The organism is Chlorobium sp. KB01, from assembly GCF_001975465.1.
In the GTDB taxonomy this organism is placed as follows: Bacteria; Bacteroidota; Chlorobiia; order Chlorobiales; family Chlorobiaceae; genus Chlorobium.
Genome location: NZ_MPJE01000076.1, coordinates 44,764 through 61,757, shown reverse-complemented (window position 1 = coordinate 61,757; position 16,994 = coordinate 44,764). Strand labels below are relative to the sequence as shown.

Sequence of the window (16,994 nt, the reverse complement as noted above, 5' to 3'; positions counted from 1 at the left end):
AAAAAAGCCTGCATCCATGCGCACAATAATCGGTACATCCTCACGGTACTCACACCGGATCTTTTCGACCATATGCAGCAGCATCTGATCGACCGTTTCACCATGGTTCGAATGCTTCTTGCCGCCACGGAATACCGCGTCCACCACATATCTACCCCAGGTCAACTGCAATGGCTGGAAGCCTTTCACCTTTTTGTACGTCGGTTGCACTCCGTGGCGCTTTTCAGCGTCGTCGTTGTCCAAAACCGTCGTGTCCAGACCCAGCATGATGACCTCCGGCTTGCTGTGCTTCAGGCGCCAGATGAAGAGAGCCTGCAGCAACGTTCTGAACAGGAAGATCCTGCAGAAAGAAAAGGCGCCGATGAAGCGCTTGACGACATGCGACGAAGCCAGTCGGCTGGCGCCAATCAGGTCGGCATGGGCTTGATCGGCAGCAAGCTGGTCGAAGCGGGTCAGATGACGGCTGGTGCCGTCCATGAAGAAGCTTACGATCTGCAGAAACAACTCCGTGACGGGAAGGCCCTTGCCGTTTTTGCGTATCTTGCCGAACAAGCGCTCGATAATCGGAAACAGGGCAATGTTGCGGAGATAGATGGCAAAGACACTCAATCCAGCTCTACCAGTCAACTGGTCATGAGTCGGCAGAATTGCGCTAATTTCCTGTTTCTTATTCCGCTGAATCCTGTTATCTTTTGCCATGAAGCTCTCCACCTGTTGGGTTGTGTTTTCTGTAATGGTAATTGCTACGTTACCCATTACAAGATAACACTTTAACTCTTCAGAAGAGAGCTTTTTTTATTCCAAATCGATCAAGTTAGGATATAGTTATGTTTGAAAGAGTAGTATAAGAGATCGGTTTTATCAATTCATAAAAATATAGAATAATATATTTTTGCCTGCAAGATGTGCTCATTGTGATTTGTATTTTTATGTCTGTTATATTTTTTTAGCCAATATGCGTTTTTTGCCCTCATATTGATGTATGAGTTATATGAGTGATTATCCAATGAAAAGAGTTGCCGCTGTTACCCTTGGATGCAAGTTGAACTATGCTGAAACATCATCCATACTTGAGAGCTTATGCAGTCAGGGATGGAAGCAATCATCAATCGAAGAGGGTGCTGAACTTATTATTATTCACACTTGTGCAGTCACGGCACAGGCTGAAAAGAAATGCCGTCAGAAAATCAGAGGGATCATACGGAATAATCCTGACAGCAGAATAGCGGTTATAGGATGTTATGCACAGTTGAATCCGGATGCGCTTTCAGCAATAAAAGGGATTGATGCAATTCTTGGAAGCAAAGAGAAGTTTGCTATAAAATGGTATGACGATATTATGGCCGATGCCGTATCGCTTCCATTGGTAAAGGTGTCACAACATGGCTTGAAGGACGCTGTCTACCCCGGTTACTCTTCAACCTCTGTAGAGGGGCATGACCGAACAAGAGCATTTCTGAAAATACAGGATGGATGTGATTATGGCTGCTCCTACTGTACCATTCCACTGATCAGGGGGTGTTCAAGATCGCTTCCGCCGGAAGAGATCGTTGCCCGGGCCATGATACTTGCTTCGTCCGGATACCGTGAGATTGTGCTGACCGGCGTTAATATCGGTGATTACCTGGAGAACGGAGTCGGGCTCCCGGAGCTGTTACGTCGCCTTGAAAAGGTTCCTTTCAGCCGTATTCGCATCAGTTCCATAGAGCCTGATGTTGTGGACAGCGAGTTCATAGAACTGGTTGCGAATTCGAAAACCATTGTTCCTCATCTGCATATTCCTCTTCAGAGCGGTTCTGATCGCATTCTCAAAGCTATGCGTCGCCGCTATGATACAGCGCTGTACCGTGAGAGAATAAGAGAGGTTGCAGCTCATATCTCCGATTGTTCGATCGGAGCGGATGTGATGGTTGGCTTTCCCGGTGAGAGCGAGGATGATTTTCTGCAGATCTGCCGGTTTATTGAAGAACTTCCACTTGCCTATCTGCACGTTTTCAGTTGTTCCATACGACCCGGAACCGCTCTTGCCCGCCAGACAGCGAGCCGGGAGCTTATTGCGGTTGCTCCGGCAGAAATTGCCCGTCGCAGCAGGGTGCTGAATGATCTTGGACGCCGCAAGGAGGCGGCTTTCAAGGAGCGCTATATCGGGACGACGTGTATGGTGCTTTTTGAAGCGTGCCGGCAGGAGATCAATGGCATCCCGCAATCCTGCGGATACAGCCGTAACTATCTTCGGGTGCTGGTCGACCGAGCAGGCAGAGGAGAGGAGTACTCGCTGTGCGGAAGAGAGCTGCCCGTGCTGATTCAGCGGCTGGATGAGGATTTGAATTTACAGGGGAGACTGTTATCTTGATTTTTAATTTTTTTTACTGGCCTCAACAAGCTGTCATCAACAATTAAATCCTGCAATCCATGCCCATTAGATCCCGTATCCGTTCGATTCCCGATTATCCGAAAAAAGGGATTCTCTTTCGTGATATTACCACCCTCATCAAGGACCCGGTGGGTTTCAGGCTGGTTATCGATAATCTGACACAGCACTATCTTGAAAATGGAGTTGACTTTGATGTGATTGTCGGTATCGAGGCACGGGGATTTATTATCGGCGGAGCACTCTCCTATACGCTGGGCAAGGGGTTTGTGCCGGTCAGAAAGCCCGGTAAGCTTCCTGCAGATGTTGTCTCCCAGAAGTATGAACTTGAATATGGTACCGACAAGATTGAAATTCATGTAGATGCTCTCAAGCCTGGCCAGAAGGTTCTGCTTGTAGATGATCTGCTTGCTACCGGAGGAACAGCTCTTGCTGCGGCAGCTCTGGTTGAAAAGGTCGGTGGTGTTGTTGCTGAAATGGCTTTTATCGTTAACCTTCCCGATATCGGCGGTGAGCGGAAAATTCTGGAAAAAGGATACAGTGTCTACTCTCTTACCGATTTTGAGGGAGAGTAACGATTGCGGTGAGTAGTAGCGCGAGTGCAACCACTCCTGCTTTCCGGTTGATAAAGGGTTATTTTCGCCTCATTGATAACGGGAACAGGGCAGAGCACTTTTTTGAAGCGGAATATCATGAAACGGCAGTTCCGGCTGCCGTTCATTTTTTATACCTGTCGGATAAACGGCGGCTTCAGTTCTTTGCCTGATAGTTTTCTCTGCCATGGTTTTGCCGTATTACCGGGTAGCGTATCGTCCTGTTTGGGTCAGGAAGAGTGCCGATCAGAAATAAAAAACCCTAAGCCCTGTGTTGAGCCCGAAGTGCTGTATGGTTGATACGGAGCAGTTTCTCTCTTGAAACTATTCGCCACCGGATTTCAGACTCTCGCTTACAGCATGCTTGAACTCTTTTGAAATCTTGAACGTCGGTACGTTTTTGGGATCAACCGTTACCTTCTCGCCCGTTCTCGGATTGCGTGCCTGCCGCAAATTCTTGTATCTGATGTTGAAAGAGCCGAACCCCCTGATTTCAATCCGTTTTCCGGATTTCAGTGAGTCAATGATGCTTTCGAACAGGCAGTCAACGACAGATTCTGTTTCGTTTTTCGTCAGACCTGTTCTGTGGGCAATAACATTGACCAGATCAGCTTTTGTGGTTGTGTTTCCCATAGTGATAAATGGCTTAGGTTATTGTTATGTATCAGCTTATTTAAACCACATTTGAAGAGCAACAATTCCCATAAAAATTGCAAAGGCTTTCCGGAGTATATCACCGGGCATCTGTGCAGCTATTTTTGCGCCGAAAAAAGCTCCGGCAAAAAGACCCGCAGCTACAATCAGCCCTATCCAGATGTTCTCCGCTGAAATTTTCCCGGCACGATAATACTCTATGACGCCGAGCACTCCGACCGGGAGCAGTAGTGCAATCAGTGACGTTCCGACAGCACTCTGCTGCGTCATACCGAAGAGCAGAACCATTGCCGGTACAATGATCACGCCACCGCCGACTCCGAACATTCCGGAGAGCAGTCCTGCAAAAGTTCCGATAGCAAGCAGAGCAACAAGCTGCATACGATTCTCTTCTCCCGGTTTCCCTTTTTGGTGGCTTATGATGTTGCCAGGCCCACAGCACGCTCTGTATGGCCTATAATTTCCCCGATCTCCTTCGCATTGAGCGACTTCTTTTCAATGAGGAGTCCGGCAAGCCGATGGAGAATATCCCGGTTTTCACTGAGAATCTTTTTGGCATTTTCCATGCACGACATAATGATGTTACGGACTTCCACATCAATCTGGAGGGCAGTCTCTTCACTGTATTCGCGTATGTGGGAGTAATCCTTGCCCAGAAAAACCTCCTTGTGACTGTCGCCATAGTTAATCGGACCGAGCTTGTCGCTCATTCCCCACTGCCGCACCATTCTGCGGGCGATATCGGTAGCTTTCTCAATATCGTTTGCCGCGCCGGTGCTGCTCTCCTGAAAAACAAGCTCCTCCGCCACTCTTCCTCCGAGGGCATAGGTGATCATGGCTTGCAGGTACTCGCGGTTATGGGTGTAGCGGTCTTCAAGAGGCAGATAAGCCGTCAGACCGAGACTGCGGCCTCTTGGAATGATCGTTACCTTGTGAATGGGATCTGATCCTCTTGTATAGCTTGCAACCAGAACGTGACCGGCTTCATGATATGCGGTAAGTTTTTTCTGTTCGTCAGAAATAATCATGCTTTTTCTTTCCGGTCCCATCAGAATCTTGTCGCGTGCCTGCTCGAAATTATCAGCGGAAATAAGATCCTGTCCGTTCCGTGCGGCCAGCAGTGCAGCTTCATTGACAAGATTTGCCAGGTCGGCACCCGAGAATCCCGGAGTGCTTTTTGCCTGGACTGTGATATCGACATTTTCAGCAAGAGGGGTGTTTCGCGTATGGATGTTCAGTATGGCTTCGCGTCCCCTTATATCGGGTTTGTCAATGGTGATCTGACGGTCAAAGCGGCCCGGTCGCAGAAGGGCAGTGTCGAGCACATCCGGGCGGTTTGTTGCGGCAATCAGGATCACATTTTCGCTTGTGGTAAAACCATCCATTTCAACCAGTAACTGGTTCAGTGTCTGCTCCCGCTCATCATGACCTCCGCCAAGTCCGGCTCCGCGGCTTCTGCCAACCGCATCGATTTCATCAATAAAAATAATACAGGGTGAATTTTTCTTTGCCTGTTCAAAGAGATCCCTTACTCTGGCCGCGCCAACGCCAACAAACATTTCGACAAAATCCGCACCGGAGATAGAGAAAAAAGGAACCTTTGCCTCACCGGCAATGGCTTTGGCCAGAAGCGTTTTTCCTGTGCCCGGAGGGCCGAGAAGAAGCACCCCTTTAGGTATTTTCCCCCCTATTTTCTGGAATTTCTCGGGATTTGTCAGAAATTCAACCGTCTCCTGCAGCTCTTCAATTGCTTCGTCAACTCCGGCGACATCCTTGAAGGTTGTTTTTACATCAAATTCGCTGACGAGTTTGGCGCGGCTCTTGCTGAAGCTGAAAATGTTTTTTGACTGGGCGCCATTCTGGCTGTTCATGCGCCTCATAAGCAGAAAATAGATCACCCCAAAGATAATCCATGGAGCAAAGAGGACGAGAAAGGTATTGATGCCGCCCGATCCATCCTCAACCTTGACTCTTATGCCCTGGTCGGTGAGGAGGTCGGCCTGCTCGGTAGAGAACGAAGGGAGCCGCACTGAAAAGCGGTCACTTTGGAGGGATGTTTTGTTGACAAGCTGTAGTTGAACAGGGTTTTTCAGCTTGACATTCAGCAGGGCGGATTTGTCCTCCATGGTCTTGACGCTCACCTCGCTTGCCAGCGTTCTTGCAAGAATTGAGCGGTATTCATTATAGGTGATCTCCGGAGCTTCGCTGCCTGAAAAAAATCGCTGAAAAACAAAGAGCATGATGAGTGCCATCATCATGAAGAGGAGCAAACGGGGAAACTTTCCCTGCGGGTTTTCGCTTTTTCCCTGAAACCATCCGGGGTTGCGATCTTCATCGCTCACCGGCTTGAATCTGTTTCCGGAATCATCTTTTCCTGACTTCTTTACAGGAGTTTTTGCCATAAAGTGTGTTGTGTTATAATATAAAATCTAACTTAATACAGTTAAAGTAATTAAAAGTAAAACTGCAAAGGAAAACAAATAGTTTATTTCAACTGCCATTCCGGAGAGAGAATTGCTGTTTATCACTTATTTTTAACAGTTTGGGGATAATCATTTATCATTCACTCTGAAAAAAGCAGCTACTTTTTCTTAAATTCATTGCTCTTGCAATAGTTCACTGTCCATTAACCATAACAGTTCGACGCTCATTATGCTTGGAAAACGGGTCAGGACCAGGTTTGCTCCTTCTCCTACAGGATATTTGCATGTAGGCGGACTCAGAACCGCACTCTACAACTATCTGTTTGCAAAAAAAATGGATGGGGAGTTCATTATCAGAATTGAAGATACAGATCAAACAAGGAAGGTAGAGGGCGCGGAGAAAAATCTTGTCAGAATGCTTGAATGGGCAGGCATTATTGCAGATGAAAGCCCGGAAAAAGGTGGAAATTTTGGCCCCTATGTCCAGTCCGAGAGGCTTGACATCTATAAGCGTTATTGCGATCAGTTGCTTGAGGACAACCATGCCTACTACTGTTTCGCCACTTCGGAAGAGCTGGAAGAGAACCGTCAGTTGCAGCTGAAGCAGGGTCTTCAGCCAAAATATAACAGAAAATGGCTTCCTGAAGAGCTGGGAGGTTCGGTTCCGGCAAGTGAGATCCGGAAGAGACTGGATGCAGGTGATCCCTATGTCGTCAGGATGAAAGTGCCTGATTACGTCTCTGTCTGGTTTGAAGATATTATACGTGGTCCCATAGAGTTTGATTCGGCGACTATTGATGATCAGGTACTGATGAAGTCGGACGGTTTTCCGACCTATCATTTTGCCAGTGTCATTGATGATCATTTGATGGAGTTTACCCACATTATCAGGGGAGAGGAGTGGCTTCCTTCGATGCCGAAGCATCTTTTGCTCTATGAGTTTTTCGGCTGGGAGCCTCCTAAGGTGGCCCATCTGCCCCTGTTGCTCAACCCTGATCGCTCCAAGCTCAGCAAACGGCAGGGTGATGTTGCTGTTGAGGATTATGTCCGCAAGGGTTACAGCAGTGATGCGATAATCAATTTTGTTGCCATGCTCGGCTGGAATGAGGGAGAGGGAAGTGAGCAGGAAGTATACAGCATGCAGGAGCTTATTGAGAAGTTTTCACTTGAGCGGGTTGGCAAAGCCGGTGCCGTATTTAATGTTGACAAGCTCAACTGGCTTGAAAAGCAGTATATCAAGCAGCGTCCTGCTGAGAAGATTCTCGGAGTTATCAAGCCAATTCTGGAGGCGGAACTTGAACAGAAAGTTTCGCTGATGCCGCTGGAGGTCATCACCGGTGATGAGTATCTGAATAAAGTAATCGAGCTGATGCGTGAGCGGGTAGGATTTGAGCATGAATTCGTAACCTTTTCTCCCTATTTCTTTTTTGAGCCTGAATCCTATGACGAAGAGGCAGTCAGGAAAAGGTGGACGGCGGATACCAATGAGCTGTTGCGGGAATTTACCGATACGCTCTATGCTCTTGAATCGTTCAGTGCAGAGAATATCGAGGTAAAACTCAAGGAGTTCGTTGCTCCGAAAGGGCTGAAAGCTGCGGCACTGATCCATCCGTTGAGAATTCTTGCCTCCGGAGTCAGTTTCGGCCCGAGCCTCTATCATATGCTTGAAGTGCTTGGCAAGGAGACGGTACTTCGCCGTATTCTGAAAGGGATTGAACTGATTACGTTTTCAGAATTGCCCCTGGAGTAACCGTGCTGGCTGAGGCGGCTCGCCTGGTTTTTGTTTTTTCTTTTGGTGAAAAAAAATTTATTTCTATATTTTGCCTCTTGTTGGATGGACAGGTAGCTCAGTTGGTAGAGCAAAGGACTGAAAATCCTTGTGTCGGGGGTTCGATTCCCTCTCTGTCCACATCGGTCGATCATAGTTTCACTGATACTGCTCCGCTGCAACTATTCATGTCCTCTTCTTTTTCCCTTCTTTGTTCAATACCGTGTAGTGCAGTGTCACATAAGGGCACCTCTATGTTATGGTCTGAACACTATCAGCATCCAGCATGAATATTACCACTGAATCAAGTCAGGAACTCTGGCATGATATCCAGGAACCAGGAGCTTACGAGTGGTGGTATTTTGATGCTGAAGACAGAGAGAGCGGCCTCTCCCTTGTGCTCATATGGTTTTCCGGCTTTCCTTTTTCCCCTTACTATACCACTCATTACGAGAACTGGAAAAATCAGTTAACCTCCGAACTTCCTCTTGCATCCGACTATGCCGGTTTCAGTTTTCAGTTATATGAAAACGGAGTGGAGACTCTGAATTTTATCAGGGAAGGAGGTGCAGACCTTTTTGAGAGCAGCCGAACAGATATCGGCGTCCGGTTTGAAAAGAACCGGTTTTCCTTTAATCCATTGACCGATGAGTATACTCTGGATATCGATTTTGTCTTTCCCGCCCGAAGAAAAGCATTGAAAGCCTCACTGCTCTTCAAAGCATGCCAAAGAGTGGTCTATGAAAAAAAAGACAGCAACAATCACGGAGAGGTGCCTCTTCACCAATGGCTGTTAAGTGTGCCGAAGGCCGATGTTCAGGGTTCTATCTCCATTACGGAACAGCAAAGCGGAAAGTTGCGCACGATCCCCGTCAGAGCCATCGGATACCATGATCATAACTTTGGCGCCGTTCCCATGCAGGAGTATATATCCCGATGGTACTGGGGACGGGCGTTTTCCGATGCCTTTGACCTCATCTATTATGCTATCTATTTCAGAAGCAATGAGTATCAGCCGCTTACCCTGCTGCTGCTGCATGATAATGAACGTGAAACGGCAACTATTTATGACACGGTTAAAATCTGCGAAAGCAATTTCAGAAAAGGCTTTTTTTCACCGCGTCACAGCATGAATCTTGCGCTGAAGGAAGATCGGGTTTTTCTTGAAATCCATAACGACAGGGTTCTGGATGCCGGACCGTTTTACCTGAGGTTCTCTTCGGAGATATCACTGCAGGTTGATGGACGCAACATTGAGGGAATACGCGGCATTTCGGAGTTTCTGGACCCGGTCCGTCTTCAGTCTAAATTTATGCGTTTTTTCACCAGAAGCCGGATATGGAGGGATGGAGAGTGTTCGGTAATGTACAAGACCTATAATGGGTTTAAACGGTTTATTGATTGGAATAATCGGTGAAAAAATTATAAATTCACACTTCATTCAAGCCGGAAAAGTCAGCTATGAAGTGCTTTCGGTTCACTTACAGGTGCAGCACTGGCGTGACGAGGTTTGCAGGATATTGTTAAACCGCCGTGCGGTTTTCGCCTTTTTGATTTTATAACAATACTCTTAACAAGGAGATAGATCGTAATGGCACAACAAGGTAATTTCAAGAGTCCATCAAGGCTGGGCACACTTGGAGATGGTGCTCCACTCTCATCACCCGGATCAGTTTCCGCCGGAAAGCCCCGTGAAGAGGGATTGAAAGGAGTCGACTTCGAACGTCGCAGTTTTCTCGGAAAAGTGGTAGGGGGGATAGGCGCCGCAGTAGCTGTTTCGACTCTCTATCCTGTTGTGAAGTTTCTCATTCCCCCGGTATCAACTGTTGCAAGCAAGAATGAAATTGTTGTTGGCAAAGCCTCCGAGGTTCCGGTCAACAGTGGCAAAATCTATCAGTTCAACAAGGATAAGGTACTTGTCGTTAATAATAATGGAACACTGACGGCAACAAGTGCCGTTTGCACGCATCTCGGATGTCTTGTGCATTGGGACAGTGCCGCCAATAATATTTCCTGCCCCTGTCACGGTGCAAAATACAAAGAGACCGGTGAGATCATTTCCGGCCCGCAGCCTCTGCCACTGCCCCCGTTCAAGGTCAGGGTTGAGGGTGAAGATCTGATAGTCACGAAAGCGTAACTTTTAATTATTGAAAACCAACGGAGTCAGGAAATATGGCTGAAAACAATGAGAACGCTTTGGCAGGAAATGCTCCGGCCAAGCCGAAACCCGCTGCTCCGGGTGCCGCTAAACCGGCAGTTTCAGGCGCAGCCAAACCCGCTGCTCCGGCAGCAGCAAAGCCCGCAGCCCCGAAAGGCGGCGTCTATAAACCACCGGTAGAACGCCAGGAGACGAATCCGTACAAGGATTCCCGCTGTTGCTCCCTCAATGCATGGTTTGCCGAGCGCTTCCATGTTCTTATTCCGGTTATTGATTACCTGAAGAAAAAGGAGGTTCCCCAGCACCGTCACTCCTTCTGGTACTATTTCGGCGGCCTGACTCTCTTCTTCTTCCTTATCCAGATCATTACCGGTCTGCTGCTCCTCCAGTACTACAAGCCGACTGAAGCGGAGGCCTATGCATCATTTGTCTTTATCCAGAGAGAGGTCTCCTATGGCTGGCTTGTTCGCCAGGTTCATGCATGGTCGGCCAATCTTATGGTCTTCTCGGTATTTATTCACATGTTCAGTACCTTCTTCCTGAAGTCCTACCGTAAACCCCGCGAATTGATGTGGCTGAGCGGTTCAGTGCTTTTTGTGCTCACCCTCGGTTTCGGATTTACCGGATATCTGCTTCCATGGAATGAGATTGCCTACTTTGCCACACAGGTTGGTACGGAAGTACCCAAAGTGGTTCCCGGCGGTGCATTTTTAGTCGACATCCTTCGTGGAGGTGAACAGGTTACCGGTGAAACCCTTACCCGTATGTTCTCCCTGCACGTTGTGCTGCTTCCGGGTCTTCTTCTTCTTTTTCTTGCAGCCCATCTGCTTCTGGTGCAGGTGCTCGGCACCTCTGCTCCGATAGGTTACAAGGAGTCCGGACGCATTAAAGGATACGAGAAGTTTTTCCCTACCTTTCTTGCCAAGGATGCTGTCGGCTGGATACTCGGTTTTGTACTGATTATCTATCTTGCAGTGGTATTTCCTGGAGAGATTGGTCTGAAGGCCGATCCGCTCTCACCGGCACCTCTCGGTATCAAACCGGAATGGTATTTCTGGGCCCAGTTCCTGCTTTTGAAAGATTTCAGTTTTGAGAATGGCGAGTTCTATGCCATTATCTTCTTCACTGTCGGTGCTATTTTCTGGGCACTTGTCCCCTTCCTTGACAAGCGCGCATCACGCGAAGAGAAAAGCCCTGTGTTTACCATCATCGGTATTCTCTACATTGCAGCTCTGCTCATTAACACCTACCGTGTGTTTGCCGAGTATGGCTTCTAAGAGAGAGATCTCTTTTTACACCAAAGCGAAAAGCCCGGGTTGTCCGGGCTTTTCGCTTTTCCTGTCGATTTACTTGCAGGGGAGCGCATTACAGCGAGAGTGCTTCAGGGCTTTCTATGCAGCAGCTCTCCCATCTCATATCCTGCAAGGAAGGCTTGCATCTCAAGACGCTCTTCTGCTTCGACCCATTCGGTAATCGTACCGGCGGATGGAGTCTCCGGTGCGGCAGAGGGCGCATGATCCGGTTCCTGCAGCAGTGTCAGCAGAGCGAACCATGCGGTGAGCACGCTGAAGCGGTGTTCACGGAACCACTGTTTGCCATGTCGTTCGTCAAACTGCAGCATCCGGCCAAAATGGATGGTGTTGGCTGATGCAAGTGTTTTCAGCATGATGTCAAAGCATCCCTCAGGATTTTGCAGGTCGAGTTCCGGTAGCTGCGCAAGCAGGCAGCAGAGCAGGTCGGGCAGGTTTTCGCCTGGAATGCCGATAACACCTTTTTCAGGATAGAGTGCAGCAAGCGCATCGCTCATCAGAAGGTCGTCAATGATATTCGATCGTAAAGCTCCTGATGAATGAAGCATCTCCTGCAGCGCATGAAGCAGAATCCAGTGACGGATTACGGTGTAGTATCCCGATGCATTCTCTTCGATCAGGGCAAGAGCTGTACGAATCTTCTTTGACTCAGCCTGTAGTGGTAAAAGGGTTGCAAGGTCCAGTGCTTTGCGGTAGAGCAGTATGGCCTTTGCTGCCAGCTCTTCAGGAACCGTGACCGTTGTTTCCATCAGTTCGCCGAACTGAACCGCAACTGTTCCGAGCAGAGCGGTGAGCTGTGTTTCAAACACCGCAAACGACTCTTCAGTGAGCGGGCTTTCTTTCAGAGGAATAAACTTCTCATCGGCAAGCTCTGCCATGATGATCCTGTGCAGCGGAGAGAGGCTCATGGTCAGTGCCGCACGATCAATTGATGCGGCTCCGGCTCCGTTCAGCTCAAGCGCAATCCGGTCGTAGGGCATCAGTTTTGAGGGTCGAACCTCCCTGAAGTCAAGGAATACATTGTATTTGTATCCGCTCAGTGCAACCATGAGCCCTTGCTCGGCAATTTGAGTGTTGGAACGGATAAACTCCATGTTGCTGGCATGATCCCTGAAGATGACGTAGGTGTCGGCCTCTGTGCCGAGCGTCAATCCTTCGGCCAGTGAGCATTGCTGTATTTCGTTATTTTGGAGGTAGCCGACCGATCTGTTTACCCATCCGGTAGCCTGCTCAAAGCAGTTGTTGAAGATCACGAGAGCCTTTTCGTTGCCGAGGCGGTTGGAGTAGGCAAAAATATTCTCATTGACCGACCCTTCAGGCGAGTAGACGTCATAGAGGAAAAAGTTGCATACCTCAGCAAAGAGCGGGCGCTTTTTCATGATGGGGAAGATCTCCCGGTAGTGTCGGCTGACAAGGTTCTCATCAGGTTGTTCATCGTAATAGGCCTTTGCATACTCCATGCCGTATTTTTCCGTAAAACCCTCAACCTGACCGTGGCCGAACATGGGCAGGCCGGGTGTGGTAAGCATCATTACGCATACACCGAAATATTTGTCTCCCCGACCGAACTGCGCAATGGCGGTATCCTCGTCAGGATTATTCATGAAGTTGACATAGCGCTTGAGGATCTCCGGATCAAATTCAAGAGTGTTTTTGATCAGGTAGCGGTAACTTGCGTTATCCTCCTTTTTCAGCATGTGCATGAATGCGCTGTTATAGACCCGGTGCATACCGAGTGTACGGACAAAATAACCTTCAAGCATCCAGAACGCCTCTGCAAGCAGCAGTGTATCAGGCACTTCACGCTGAATGCGGTCAACCACTTCACGCCAGAACTCTTCAGGTATTGCGGCATCGAACTCCGCCATGCTCATGGAGTTGGATGATCGGGACGGAACACCGGCGCTGTGGCCGTGGAGCGGAAACCAGAGCCGCTGGATGTGGCGCTTGGCAAGAACCATTGCGGCATCAAACCGGATAATGGGAAACATCCTTGCAACGTGCAGGATCTGCTGAATCACCCCCTCGCGCACCTCCGGGCTGAGAAAGTTCAACTGGGCTGTATCGTTCCATGGCATGTTGGTACCGTCATTGCCGTGGTAGATGTAGCGCGTATCACCGTTGAGGTAATCAACCCGCTTGAAGGTTACTGCCGCATCGCTGCGGTTCCAGTAACCATCTTCCAGATAGATGCCGTAACGCGAATCGCTGCTGAGGTTAGGCCCGGTGTAGGAGTAGTTGTAGTAGGGCGGCGTATTGGTTGACAGAAACCAGTCGGGGGAGTTCCGCACCAGTTCGGAATCCATGCCGGTATGATTGGGAACCATGTCGCTGGCCAGACGGATACCCCTGCTCTTTGCCCTGTGTCGGAGGTTCTCGTAGCCTTCGTAACCGCCGATATCGTCGGAGATCTCATATTTTTCGAGAGCATAAGCCGATGCTTTTGCTTCAGGATTACCATGGAGCTGCTTGATTTTCTGGGAGGCATGGCTTCGCTGCCAGAGGCCGATCAGCCAGAGGGCGGTAAAACCTCTGTCAGCCATCGCATCAAGTTCGGCATCGGGAATGTCCTGCAAGCGATAGATGGGGCGGTGGTATATTTTGCTGAGCTGGTCGAGCCAGACATAGGTGCTTTTTGCCAGCATGACCACTTCCGGCATCCAGGAAGAGTCGGTCGAATAATTTGCCGGAGCATCATCCAGTGAACTGTAACTTGGAATGTGAGCCTCTTTTTCAAACCAGTGCTCCTCCCTGCCGGCTTCACGCTCTCTGGCAATCTGTTCAAAAAAGAGATACTTGTCCTCATCTTCAATAAAATCTATGGCCCCGTCGAGCAGCTCCCAGAAGGGGGAGTCGCCAAGCAGTTCGGCCCAGTTGAGCCGGATATAGCGAAGCTGTTCAAGAATGGATGCGGGAGAGTGCCGTATCGGCTGGGTAAGCAGTTCAGCGAGGTCCATATTATCCGGCCCTACCGGGCCCATGGTTTTCATGGAGCTCTGCATGGTGGCAATCAGCTTCCGGTATGCCTGTTCGCGCATCAGCGCATGATCGGTCAACAGCTCGGAAAACTGGTCAAGCGCGGGATTCTGGTTATTGAGCCAGACAAGGAAGGACTCTTCAAGAACCTCACTCCTGTTTTCCTGACGGTTCAGCCAGTCGGCAGGCGTTTCAAAACCGCAGTATATTTTTTGGGTAGGAAAAGCGCTTATAAACCGGTTCATATACTCTTCCGGCGGCATTCCGTCAAGCTCTGTCCCCAGTTTGTTATATACTTTTTCAAGGAGGTCCGGCTGTCGGGAAGCCATTGATCTTGTCATGACATAGTGAAAGAGCTCGTGCAGCAGCTTCATGCCATGGAGCTGAGCGGGCAGAACCGGTTTCAGCCCTTCACCGCTCTTTTTTTTTAGATAATCATTGATGACGAGGGCCTGTTTTTCGGCCTTGATAAAGCTCTCCTTTCCGGCTGAAGGAAGGGAGAGGAACTCGGGATCAGTCAGATGAAAAAGTTCTCTGGCATTCCGGTTGACATAAAAGTGTTCTTTGTTCTGAAACAAGGTTTGGTTCTGCTTGATTGTCATAGTTGGAATGCAATGCCAAAGTATTAAACTGGTTGAAAGAGCAGCGCAGCTTTGTGGTTGTGAACAGCCGTTACTGACATGTCACAAGGTACGGAATTTCTGTAATAAAAATCAGGCTCTCGTGCTGAAGCTCTGCAAGGCAGAGCTTTTTGTGAGGAGAAGATCTCTCGTCGGAGAAGTGAGCCTGAAGAGGAAGCCCATTGCTGATGAGGTTATCTGATTTTCTTGTCGATGTATCGCTGCAGGTAGGTAAATCCAAGATCCTTCGCGGAGCGAAGTATATCCAGCCCTATTGCGGCCAGTGCTTTGCTATTTTGCGATGAAGATGACTCCTGTGCAACACAGGAGTCGGCCGGCATCGTTTTCCGGGGGTTTCTCGGGCCCTTGAGAGAGCGTGTAACCAAAAAACCTGCAATAAAGGTTGTTGCGACAGCCTTGAGGGGATAGCGTCGGACCAGTTCAACGGGAGAAAGCTCGGCTTCCAGATCATCCTTGAACTGACGGCTTCTCGCTTTTATCTTTGCTTCCTTTTCAGTAATCGTGTTCTGCAGCTCTTCTATGCGTGCCTGAATGCCGGAGAGATGTTCATTTTTTGTAGTCATGGACCGATAGGAGAATGTTCTGGATCATGTTTCTTAAAAGCAGAGGCTTGATTTTTGCAAAAAACAGAAAGGATGAAAGGAAAATAAGGCTTACCAGCAGATAGCCCAGCCAGGTGTGCCCGAGCAGTTCTCCTGCCAGGAGAGCCAGGGTTGTGATCAGATAGGCAAGGCCGATCAGCAGCACGACGCTGAGAATGACAACAGCGGAGAGCAGCGAAATTTTATCGGTCAGTTCAATCTTGACCAGTTCAATTTTTGCCTCGACAATATCAATGACATCTTCATAAGTCGATACTGCCGTCTCATTCAGGAGCTTATGTATTCCGGTGTTTTTGCGCGTCACCTGCGTGCTCTCTTTATGCTTTTCTCCCTCATGGTTCATCATATCCCTTCAGTTCAATGTCCTGTTATCGCTTTTTTCTGATGAGAAGTCCGAAAAAGGCAGCTGCTCCCAAGGTATAGAGCAGCGCTTTTGCCGGGTATTTTCTGACATACTCCTTTGCTGTCTCAACACTCTCAAGAAGTTTGTCGTAGGATTCGCTCTCCCTGAGTCGGGCAAATATTTCAGAGAGGGTTTCACCGATCTCTTTTACCTGATCCGGAATACTTGTCTCCTGCTGCGATGTTTTTACCGGTTCTTTCGGTTCACCGCTCTGTATGATCACCGGGACTTCCTGTTCCATAATTGTCTACAATCAGTTGATAAATTCCATTACAACGACATCTAAAGCAATATATAAAAACTCTGCGGTCTTTGCACGGCACTCTATCGTTCAGGAGGAGCGGGCTCTGCAGGCTACTGCAAAAGGCGTCCTCCGTCTACCGTTATGGTCTGGCCGGTGATATAGTCATTTTCAAGCAGAAAGATAATGGTTCTGACAATCTCAAGAGGATCGCCGAGCCGTTTGAGCGGAATTTTTCTGATCATCTCCTCTTCGGAGTCCATCTCCCTGTCGGGGTTTATTGTTACCGTCCCGGGTGCGACAGCATTGACCAGAACAGCAGGCGCAAATTTTTTTGCAAAGATTCTGATGAGATGGCGGATTCCCGCTTTTGATACGGTGTAGGGGGCAAAATTTTTCCAGACCAGCTCGGCCGAGATATCGGTCATGGCTATGATGCGCGAAACAAAAGGCTGTTTCTGCATAATTTTTACCGCCTCCTGCATGGTGAAGAACGTACCCTTCAGATTGGTATCGACCAGACTGTCCCACTCCTCTTCGGTCACATCAGGCAACGGGGTACTGAAAAAATTTGAAGCACTGGTAATGAGCAGGTCAAGCCGGTCGAACTGCCTTTGGAACGCTGCAAAAGCACGGGTGATCTCTCCGGCTTTTGCCATATCGCACTGCACCATACCCGATTCCGGACTTATCCAGCGGATCTTTTCAAGCAGCCCGGCAGCGGCCGCTTCAGAAGAGTGCCAGGTAAAGAACAGAGAGTAACCCTGACCGGCGACCGAGAGCGCAATTTCACTACCGAGTCGTCCGGATGCTCCGGTCATAAAGCATACTTTTCTGCCTGCGGTTGCCATCTT

16 protein-coding genes and 1 tRNA gene are annotated in these 16,994 nt (G+C 48.9%); 7 read left to right on the top strand and 10 right to left on the bottom strand.

All coding sequences use genetic code 11. The features are described from left to right. The coding region (locus tag BOO20_RS08530; protein ID WP_198935428.1) for a transposase at positions 1–699 on the bottom strand (699 nt) is incomplete at its 3' end. A 292-nt stretch (positions 700–991) separates the two neighbouring features. On the opposite strand from BOO20_RS08530, the gene mtaB reads away from it, so the two are divergent. Beyond that, positions 992–2,353 carry a tRNA (N(6)-L-threonylcarbamoyladenosine(37)-C(2))-methylthiotransferase MtaB gene (mtaB, locus tag BOO20_RS08525; protein WP_076792062.1) on the top strand — a complete coding sequence of 454 codons (1,362 nt, stop codon included), beginning with the start codon at positions 992–994 and terminating at the stop codon, positions 2,351–2,353. A gap of 59 nt (positions 2,354–2,412) precedes the next feature. After that, positions 2,413–2,946, top strand: coding sequence for an adenine phosphoribosyltransferase (locus tag BOO20_RS08520; protein WP_076792053.1), 534 nt, complete (start codon positions 2,413–2,415; stop codon positions 2,944–2,946). 69 nt (positions 2,947–3,015) lie between these two features. Here the strand turns inward: BOO20_RS08520 and BOO20_RS12875 are convergent, their stop codons facing one another. The 4 genes from BOO20_RS12875 to ftsH all read right to left on the bottom strand — a co-directional run bounded on the left by BOO20_RS12875 (position 3,016) and on the right by ftsH (position 6,020). Further along, a complete protein-coding gene (locus BOO20_RS12875) occupies positions 3,016–3,153 on the bottom strand; it encodes a hypothetical protein (RefSeq protein WP_158068737.1) in 138 nt (45 codons plus the stop codon). A gap of 135 nt (positions 3,154–3,288) precedes the next feature. Beyond that, on the bottom strand, positions 3,289–3,597 hold the full coding sequence (locus tag BOO20_RS08515) for an HU family DNA-binding protein (RefSeq protein WP_076792050.1): 309 nt from the start codon (positions 3,595–3,597) through the stop codon (positions 3,289–3,291). A 36-nt stretch (positions 3,598–3,633) separates the two neighbouring features. Then, positions 3,634–4,038 carry a sulfite exporter TauE/SafE family protein gene (locus BOO20_RS08510; RefSeq protein ID WP_255372203.1) on the bottom strand — a complete coding sequence of 135 codons (405 nt, stop codon included), beginning with the start codon at positions 4,036–4,038 and terminating at the stop codon, positions 3,634–3,636. Beyond that, positions 4,035–6,020 (bottom strand): ATP-dependent zinc metalloprotease FtsH, encoded by a 1,986-nt coding sequence (ftsH, locus tag BOO20_RS08505; RefSeq protein ID WP_076792049.1) that lies wholly within the window; start codon positions 6,018–6,020, stop codon positions 4,035–4,037. Before ftsH ends, BOO20_RS08510 begins: the two co-directional genes overlap by 4 nt. Positions 6,021–6,270: 250 nt before the next feature. On the opposite strand from ftsH, the gene gltX reads away from it, so the two are divergent. From gltX to BOO20_RS08480, 5 genes are all read left to right on the top strand, one after another. Beyond that, entirely contained in the window at positions 6,271–7,791 is a 1,521-nt protein-coding gene (gltX, locus tag BOO20_RS08500) for a glutamate--tRNA ligase (protein ID WP_076792047.1), read from the top strand. A gap of 86 nt (positions 7,792–7,877) precedes the next feature. Further along, a tRNA-Phe gene (locus BOO20_RS08495) sits at positions 7,878–7,950 on the top strand. Between the two features lie 145 nt (positions 7,951–8,095). Next, a complete protein-coding gene (locus BOO20_RS08490) occupies positions 8,096–9,226 on the top strand; it encodes a carotenoid 1,2-hydratase (RefSeq protein ID WP_076792045.1) in 1,131 nt (376 codons plus the stop codon). Positions 9,227–9,400: 174 nt separating this feature from the next. After that, positions 9,401–9,946, top strand: a complete 546-nt coding sequence (locus BOO20_RS08485) for a Rieske 2Fe-2S domain-containing protein (protein WP_076792044.1) — start codon at positions 9,401–9,403, stop codon at positions 9,944–9,946. Positions 9,947–9,981: 35 nt separating this feature from the next. Further along, a complete protein-coding gene (locus tag BOO20_RS08480; protein ID WP_076792042.1) occupies positions 9,982–11,244 on the top strand; it encodes a cytochrome b N-terminal domain-containing protein in 1,263 nt (420 codons plus the stop codon). Between the two features lie 104 nt (positions 11,245–11,348). Here the strand turns inward: BOO20_RS08480 and BOO20_RS08475 are convergent, their stop codons facing one another. From BOO20_RS08475 to BOO20_RS08450, 5 genes are all read right to left on the bottom strand, one after another. Beyond that, on the bottom strand, positions 11,349–14,855 hold the full coding sequence (locus BOO20_RS08475; protein WP_076792041.1) for an alpha-amylase family glycosyl hydrolase: 3,507 nt from the start codon (positions 14,853–14,855) through the stop codon (positions 11,349–11,351). Positions 14,856–15,067: 212 nt separating this feature from the next. Then, a complete protein-coding gene (locus BOO20_RS08465; protein WP_076792038.1) occupies positions 15,068–15,457 on the bottom strand; it encodes a hypothetical protein in 390 nt (129 codons plus the stop codon). After that, the gene (locus tag BOO20_RS08460) at positions 15,441–15,839 is read right to left on the bottom strand and encodes a hypothetical protein (protein ID WP_076792061.1); all 399 of its coding nucleotides are present in this window, start codon (positions 15,837–15,839) and stop codon (positions 15,441–15,443) included. Before BOO20_RS08460 ends, BOO20_RS08465 begins: the two co-directional genes overlap by 17 nt. A gap of 25 nt (positions 15,840–15,864) precedes the next feature. After that, positions 15,865–16,140: a hypothetical protein gene (locus BOO20_RS08455; protein ID WP_076792036.1), complete on the bottom strand. Its 276-nt coding sequence runs from the start codon at positions 16,138–16,140 to the stop codon at positions 15,865–15,867. 113 nt (positions 16,141–16,253) lie between these two features. Continuing rightward, positions 16,254–16,991, bottom strand: coding sequence for an SDR family NAD(P)-dependent oxidoreductase (locus BOO20_RS08450; protein WP_076792035.1), 738 nt, complete (start codon positions 16,989–16,991; stop codon positions 16,254–16,256). Positions 16,992–16,994 lie beyond the last annotated feature (3 nt).

Excerpts from the sequence above, each read along its gene's own strand:
- mtaB (WP_076792062.1), top strand. The coding sequence starts at position 992 with ATGAGTGATTATCCAATGAAAAGAGTTGCCGCTGTTACCCTTGGATGC.
- BOO20_RS08520 (WP_076792053.1), top strand. The coding sequence starts at position 2,413 with ATGCCCATTAGATCCCGTATCCGTTCGATTCCCGATTATCCGAAAAAA.
- BOO20_RS12875 (WP_158068737.1), bottom strand. The coding sequence starts at position 3,153 with ATGGCAGAGAAAACTATCAGGCAAAGAACTGAAGCCGCCGTTTATCCG.
- BOO20_RS08515 (WP_076792050.1), bottom strand. The coding sequence starts at position 3,597 with ATGGGAAACACAACCACAAAAGCTGATCTGGTCAATGTTATTGCCCAC.
- ftsH (WP_076792049.1), bottom strand. The coding sequence starts at position 6,020 with ATGGCAAAAACTCCTGTAAAGAAGTCAGGAAAAGATGATTCCGGAAAC.
- gltX (WP_076792047.1), top strand. The coding sequence starts at position 6,271 with ATGCTTGGAAAACGGGTCAGGACCAGGTTTGCTCCTTCTCCTACAGGA.
- BOO20_RS08490 (WP_076792045.1), top strand. The coding sequence starts at position 8,096 with ATGAATATTACCACTGAATCAAGTCAGGAACTCTGGCATGATATCCAG.
- BOO20_RS08485 (WP_076792044.1), top strand. The coding sequence starts at position 9,401 with ATGGCACAACAAGGTAATTTCAAGAGTCCATCAAGGCTGGGCACACTT.
- BOO20_RS08480 (WP_076792042.1), top strand. The coding sequence starts at position 9,982 with ATGGCTGAAAACAATGAGAACGCTTTGGCAGGAAATGCTCCGGCCAAG.
- BOO20_RS08475 (WP_076792041.1), bottom strand. The coding sequence starts at position 14,855 with ATGACAATCAAGCAGAACCAAACCTTGTTTCAGAACAAAGAACACTTT.
- BOO20_RS08465 (WP_076792038.1), bottom strand. The coding sequence starts at position 15,457 with ATGACTACAAAAAATGAACATCTCTCCGGCATTCAGGCACGCATAGAA.
- BOO20_RS08460 (WP_076792061.1), bottom strand. The coding sequence starts at position 15,839 with ATGAACCATGAGGGAGAAAAGCATAAAGAGAGCACGCAGGTGACGCGC.
- BOO20_RS08455 (WP_076792036.1), bottom strand. The coding sequence starts at position 16,140 with ATGGAACAGGAAGTCCCGGTGATCATACAGAGCGGTGAACCGAAAGAA.
- BOO20_RS08450 (WP_076792035.1), bottom strand. The coding sequence starts at position 16,991 with ATGGCAACCGCAGGCAGAAAAGTATGCTTTATGACCGGAGCATCCGGA.